Source organism: uncultured Alistipes sp., assembly GCF_949296715.1.
Lineage (GTDB): Bacteria > Bacteroidota > Bacteroidia > Bacteroidales > Rikenellaceae > Alistipes.
Genome location: NZ_CASFQD010000001.1, coordinates 1 through 5,865, shown reverse-complemented (window position 1 = coordinate 5,865; position 5,865 = coordinate 1). Strand labels below are relative to the sequence as shown.

The window sequence follows — 5,865 nt, the reverse complement described above, 5'->3', positions numbered from 1 at the left end:
GAAATCCTCAAACTCTATTGAGTCGTTCTTCGGTCACTTAAAAGACAACTTAAGAGTCCATCGCGGACTCTCGGAACAACATTTTAAGGACTTTGTAAAGTGGTATCTTTTCCTGAATAGCAATGATGGAATTATTAAGAATAGAAAATGACCAGAATCGTACAATTCTGGCCATTTGTCCCAATATAATACCAACCACTTTTGGCATCATTACCAGTACTCCCGTCCGGGGATTTTTGTGTCATTTTCCCATGGCTGCATGAAGGGAAAAATCGGGCCGCTTGATCTTTTGAGTAAGCGCGATATCCCTCTTGAGGCTTTTTCTGACCGCGGTTCACCCGGCGAGTGGACGGTTCCCGGGTATCTCGTTTATGGCCTCACTCCTTGCGGAAAAAATGCCGGCCCGGAAATCTTCCGGGCCGGCATTTCAATCTTCTGTCCGTTGTCGCGGGGAGGTCGCTATGCGACGTTTTGGGCCGGCCGTCGCGGTATTCCCGCGTCCGCCGGTGCCGGCGTTTCCGATCGGTCGGCACGCAGGCCCTGATAGCCCATGCTGCGTTTCGGGTTGATCGGCACTGACTTTGAGCAGTCTGGACAATGCCCCATGATCGGATGCCCGATGCTCGCTTTTTTTCTCACCCCCCCCCGCTTCGGAAGAAGAGGTTATACGGTCATGATCTCCTTCTCCTTCTTCGCTACGGCCTCGTCGAGCGCCTTGGTGAACTTCTCGAGCAGCTTCTGTGCCTGGGTTTCGCCGTCCTTCGACTCGTCCTCCGGCATGCCCTCCTTCTGGGCCTTCTTGAAGGCTTCGACCGCGTCGCGGCGTGCGTTGCGCAGACTTACGCGGGCCGTTTCGGCTTCAGAGCGCACCTGCTTGACCAGTCCCTTGCGGCGCTCTTCGGTCAGCGGCGGGATCGACAGCCGGATCGTTTCGCCGTTGTTCGAGGGCGTAAGGCCGATGTTCGAGTCGATGATCGCCTTCTCGATCGCGCGCAGCATGTTCTTGTCCCAGGGCTGGATCAGCACCGTCTTGGCGTCGGGCACGGTGACGCTGGCGGCGCCGGATACGGGCACTTGCGACCCGAAATAGTCGACCATGACGCCGTTCAGTACGTTGGGCGAGGCTTTGCCTGCGCGGATGTTCAGCAGTTCCTCTTCGAGGTGGTCGACGGCCTTCTGCATGCGGGCGGAGGCGTCGTTGAGAATCGTTTTGGTGTCCATATTGTTTCGGTTATTTTTCGAGTGTCTTTTCGATGTCTGCTATCAGGGCGTCGAACTCTTCGGGCTCGTAGCCGATCGTGAGCTTCACGATGTTTCCCTCCTTGTCGATCAGGAAGTTGCGCGGAATGAAGTTCGAGGCGTAGAGCCCGTAGACGCTCTGCGTGGAGTCGAGACCCATCGGAAATTCGTACCCCTTCTGGCTGCGGAAGCTCCCGACGGTGCTGCGCGCCTCGCCGCGCGAGACGGGCAGGAAGATGAAGTCGCGTCCGGCGAAGCGGTCGATCACGTCGCTCTGCACGCGTGCGAGTTCCTCGCGGCAGGGCGGGCACCACGTGGCCCAGAAGTTCAGCAGCACGACCTTGCCCCGCAGGTCCGAGAGGGCGACGCGGCTGCCGTCGAACATCTCGACGGTGAAGTCCGGGGCCTTGTCTCCGACCTGTACGAGTGTGGCGGCCTCCTCCTCCGAGACGGCCTTGCGGGTGTTGTTGCCGCACGAAGGCAACAGCAGCATGACGGCGATAATGAGCGCGATGAGCGCCAGCATGATCCACAACGAGGTGTTGCTCTTCTTCTTGACCCTTTTGATCGGTTCCATGGCTTACAGTTTTACGAGTGTTCCGATGGGTTCGCCGGCAAGGACCTTGCCGAGATTGCCTTCGGTGTCCATGTCGAAGACGATGATCTGCAGGCGGTTTTCGCGGCAGAGCGTGAAGGCCGTGAGGTCCATGACCTTGAGCCGGCGGTCGAGCACCTCCTCGAAGGTGATCTCGTCGAACTTCACCGCCGTGGGGTCCTTCTCCGGGTCGGCCGTGTAGACACCGTCGACACGCGTGCCCTTGAGCAGGACGTCGGCCTCGATCTCGATGCCGCGCAGCGCCGAGGCGGAGTCGGTCGTGAAGTAGGGGTTCGACGTGCCGCCGCCGATGATGACGACGTAGCCCGCCTCGAGGTATTCGATGGCGCGGGCCTTCGAGAAGTATTCGCCGATGGGCTCCATGCGGATCGAGGTGAGGACCTTGGTGCGCACGCCGTTGTCCTCGAGGGCCGACTGGAGGGCCAGCGAGTTGATGATCGTGGCGAGCATGCCCATCTGGTCGCCCTTCACGCGGTCGAAACCCTTTTTGGCACCCGAGAGGCCGCGGAAGATGTTTCCGCCGCCGATGACGATGCCGATCTGCACGCCCGTTGCAGCAGCCGCCTTGATCTGCTCGGCGTAGGACTGGAGGACTTCGGGCGAAAGTCCGTATTTCTGTGCGCCCTGGAGCGATTCGCCGCTCAATTTCAGGAGTATCCGTTTGTATTTCATCGTTGTGGCTGTTTAATCTATTGCGAAGATAAAAAAATTTCCGGAAATAAATTCATATTTATTATTATCTTTGCCTTACTATGTCGTCGGGAGATTACAGACTGTTGCAGAAGGTCGACTCGCCGCGGGACCTGAAAAGGCTCTCGCCGGAGGAGTTGCGCGCCTACTGCGACGAGCTGCGGCGCTACATCATCGAGGAGTGCTCGGTCAACCCCGGGCACCTGGCCTCAAGCCTCGGGGCCGTGGAGCTGGCCGCGGCGTTGCACTATGTCTTCGACACGCCCGACGACAGGATCGTCTGGGACGTCGGACACCAGACCTATGCCCACAAGATCATCACCGGGCGCCGCGAGGCGTTCCATACGAAACGGCAGCTGGGCGGCATCAGCGGCTTCCCGCGCATGGCCGAGAGCGGATACGACGCCTTCGGCGGCGGCCACGCCTCGGTTTCGATCTCCGCGGCCTTCGGCATGGCCAAGGCGGCCGAGCTGCGGGGCGAGAAGCGGCAGGTCGTGGCCGTGATCGGCGACGGCTCGATGACCGGAGGCCTTGCCTTCGAGGGGCTCAACAATGCCGGTGCAAGCAAGGGCACGAACCTGCTGGTGATCCTCAACGACAACCACATGGCCATCGACCAGGCCACCGGTGCGCTGAAAAACTACCTGCTCAAGATATCCACTTCGGCCCATTACAACCGGTTCAAGCGGAAGCTCTGGGGGGTTCTGTCGCATACGCCGCGCCTGCTGCGGCTCTGCCAGAAGGCCGGCAATGCCGTCAAGCAGGGGCTGTTGAGCAATTCGAACTTTTTTGAAAGTCTCAATTTCCGCTATTTCGGTCCCGTGGACGGGCACAACCTCACGGAGCTGGTGCGCACGCTGCGCGAGCTGCGCGACATCGAAGGGCCGAAACTGCTGCACGTGCTGACGGTCAAGGGCAAGGGCTACCTGCCGGCCGAGCACGACCAGCCCGTCTGGCACGCCCCCGGACGCTTCAATCCCGATACGGGCGAGCGCATCGCCGCGAAGGGCGGTGCGGCGCGCTATCAGGATGTTTTCGGCGAGACGCTCGTCGAGCTGGCGCGGGCCGACAGCCGCGTTGCGGGCGTGACGCCCGCCATGCAGTCGGGCTGCTCGATGAACCTGCTCATGCAGGCGCTGCCCGAACGCTGCTTCGACGTGGGCATCGCCGAGGGGCATGCCGTGACCTTCTCGGCGGGACTGGCCGCCGCGGGCATGGTGCCCTTCTGCAACATCTATTCGACCTTCATGCAGCGTGCCTACGACAACGTGATCCACGACGTGGCGATCCAGGACCTCCCGGTGGTGATGTGTCTCGACCGCGGCGGGCTGGTCGGCGAGGACGGCGTGACGCACCACGGGGTCTTCGACATGGTGGCCTTCGGCGCCGTGCCGGGGCTGATCTTCGGGGCCCCGATGAACGAGCTCGAACTGCGCAACATGATGTTTACGGCGCTGCACAGCGGCCATCCCTTCATGATCCGCTACCCGCGCGGGGCGGGCGAGGGGGTTGCCTGGCGCGGCGAGCCCTTCGAGACGCTGCCCGTGGGCCGCGGGCGCAGGCTGCGCGACGGCCGCGACGTGGCGCTCGTGACGATCGGCACGGTGGGTAATGCCGCGGCGCGTGCCGCGGCCCGGGCTGCGGAGCAGGGGGTGAGCGTCGCCCACTACGACCTGCGTTTCGTCAAGCCGCTCGACGAGGAGCTGCTCCGCGAGGTCGGCAGCCGTTTCCGCCGAGTGGTGACCGTCGAGGACGGGGCGCTGCGGGGCGGGGTCGGCGAGGCCGTGACGGCCTTCTTCAATGCCGAGGGGTACGGGGTCGCCGTGCGGCGGCTCGGCATCGGTGACCAGTGGGTCGAGCACGGCACTCCGGCGCAGCTCTACGCCCTGTGCGGCTACGACGAGGAGGGGATTCTTGCGGCGCTGCTCGACGGCCCGAAATAGCTCCCGGACCCGATTCCGGCACGGAATCTGCTGGCTCTCGTTCCGAAACAAATCCTTCCGGAGATGAAAACCCTATCCATCCTGCTGCTGGCCGGGTTGCTGGTCCTTGTGGCATTCCGTCTCCGTGCGGGCAAGGGCGGTCCGGACCGCACCTGCGTCCGCATGTTCGATTTGTCGCGTTATCTGGGAACGTGGTACGAGATCGCGCGCTTCGATGTCCGTTTCGAGCGGGGGCTCGACCGTGTCGAGGCTACCTATGAATTGCGGCCCGACGGCCTGATCTCGGTCCGCAACAGCGGCACGGATACCCGCACGGGCCGCCGCCGCACGGCGACGGGCAAGGCGCGGCTGACGAAGGTGCCGGGGCGGCTGCGGGTCTCGTTTTTCTGGATTTTCTATGCGGACTACAACGTCCTGGAACTGGGCGGGGAGTACGACTGGGCACTGGTCGGAAGCCGCTCGGCAAAGTACCTCTGGATTCTGTCGCGCACGCCCGAACTGCCGAAGGAGACCTTCCTGCACATCCTGCAGCTGGCCCGCCGACGCGGTTACGACACCGACCGGCTGCTGCGGGTCGACCAGTCGGAAGAGTAGCGCTCCGCTCCTGTCGCTTCGCCTCTGCGCCAACCCTTTGCGGCGGCGTCTCCCGCCGGAATCCTTATGCACCGGCTTTTCGCAGGCCGTCCCGCTGAAATTCTTTCGCCCTGTTTGTCAGGACGGTGCCGCGGCGTTACATCGTGAAGAGGGGCTTTTCGTGTGTGCTGCGCGCCTCGTCGAAGCGGAATCCCTCCCAGGCGAATGCCCGGAGCGCCTCGGGATCGGTGATCCGCCCGCACAGCAGCTGCCGCGCCATCTCCCCGCGGCACATCTTCGTGTAGACGACCACCGTGCGCAGGCGTCCGCCCTCGTCGAGCCGGAATTCGGGCTCGATGACGCTGGCTTCGCGGCAGATGCGCTTCCAGTCGAAGAGCCGTTTCATCTCGCCGCTGGCCAGGTTGACGAGCACCCCGTCGTCCGCACGGATGGCGTCGAGCAGCACGTCGGTCAGGCGTGTGCGCCAGAAGTCGAAGACGCTGCACTCCTCGCCCGGCAGGACGACGTCGCCCTCGAGGCGGTAGCAGCGGATGGCGTCCAGCGGACGCAGCAGCCCGTAGAGAAACGAGGTGATGTGGAGGTGCCGCTGGGCGTATTCGAACTCCCCGGGCGTGAAACGCTCCGGTGCGATGTGCCGGAAGACGACGCCCGTGTAGGCCGTGAGGGCCGCATGGGCCGGTGCGTCGTGGAAGCGCAGGTAGCGGCGGCGGTTCTCTGCGGCCAGCCCCGCGTTCACGCGCAGCAGGCGTCCGAGCTCGTCGGCCGGGAGCGCTGCCAGGCGCG

General features: G+C 63.2%; 6 protein-coding genes. 2 read left to right on the top strand and 4 right to left on the bottom strand.

From position 1 onward, the window contains the following. Window positions 1-663: 663 nt before the first annotated feature. The 3 genes from frr to pyrH are packed head-to-tail and all read right to left on the bottom strand — an operon-like array spanning window position 664 to window position 2,527. A complete protein-coding gene (frr, locus tag Q1Y33_RS00030; protein WP_300797098.1) occupies window positions 664-1,221 on the bottom strand; it encodes a ribosome recycling factor in 558 nt (185 codons plus the stop codon). 10 nt (window positions 1,222-1,231) lie between these two features. After that, window positions 1,232-1,816, bottom strand: coding sequence for a TlpA disulfide reductase family protein (locus tag Q1Y33_RS00025; protein ID WP_300797097.1), 585 nt, complete (start codon window positions 1,814-1,816; stop codon window positions 1,232-1,234). 3 nt (window positions 1,817-1,819) lie between these two features. Beyond that, entirely contained in the window at window positions 1,820-2,527 is a 708-nt protein-coding gene (gene pyrH / locus Q1Y33_RS00020) for a UMP kinase (protein ID WP_300797096.1), read from the bottom strand. Window positions 2,528-2,607: 80 nt separating this feature from the next. Between pyrH and dxs the strand changes: the two genes are divergently transcribed. Both dxs and Q1Y33_RS00010 read left to right on the top strand, forming a co-directional pair. Next, entirely contained in the window at window positions 2,608-4,488 is a 1,881-nt protein-coding gene (dxs, locus tag Q1Y33_RS00015; RefSeq protein WP_300797095.1) for a 1-deoxy-D-xylulose-5-phosphate synthase, read from the top strand. A 63-nt stretch (window positions 4,489-4,551) separates the two neighbouring features. Next, window positions 4,552-5,082, top strand: a complete 531-nt coding sequence (locus Q1Y33_RS00010) for a lipocalin family protein (RefSeq protein WP_300797093.1) — start codon at window positions 4,552-4,554, stop codon at window positions 5,080-5,082. 136 nt (window positions 5,083-5,218) lie between these two features. Here the strand turns inward: Q1Y33_RS00010 and Q1Y33_RS00005 are convergent. Continuing rightward, window positions 5,219-5,865: YaaA family protein (locus Q1Y33_RS00005; RefSeq protein WP_300797092.1), on the bottom strand; the 647-nt coding region annotated here is incomplete at its 5' end.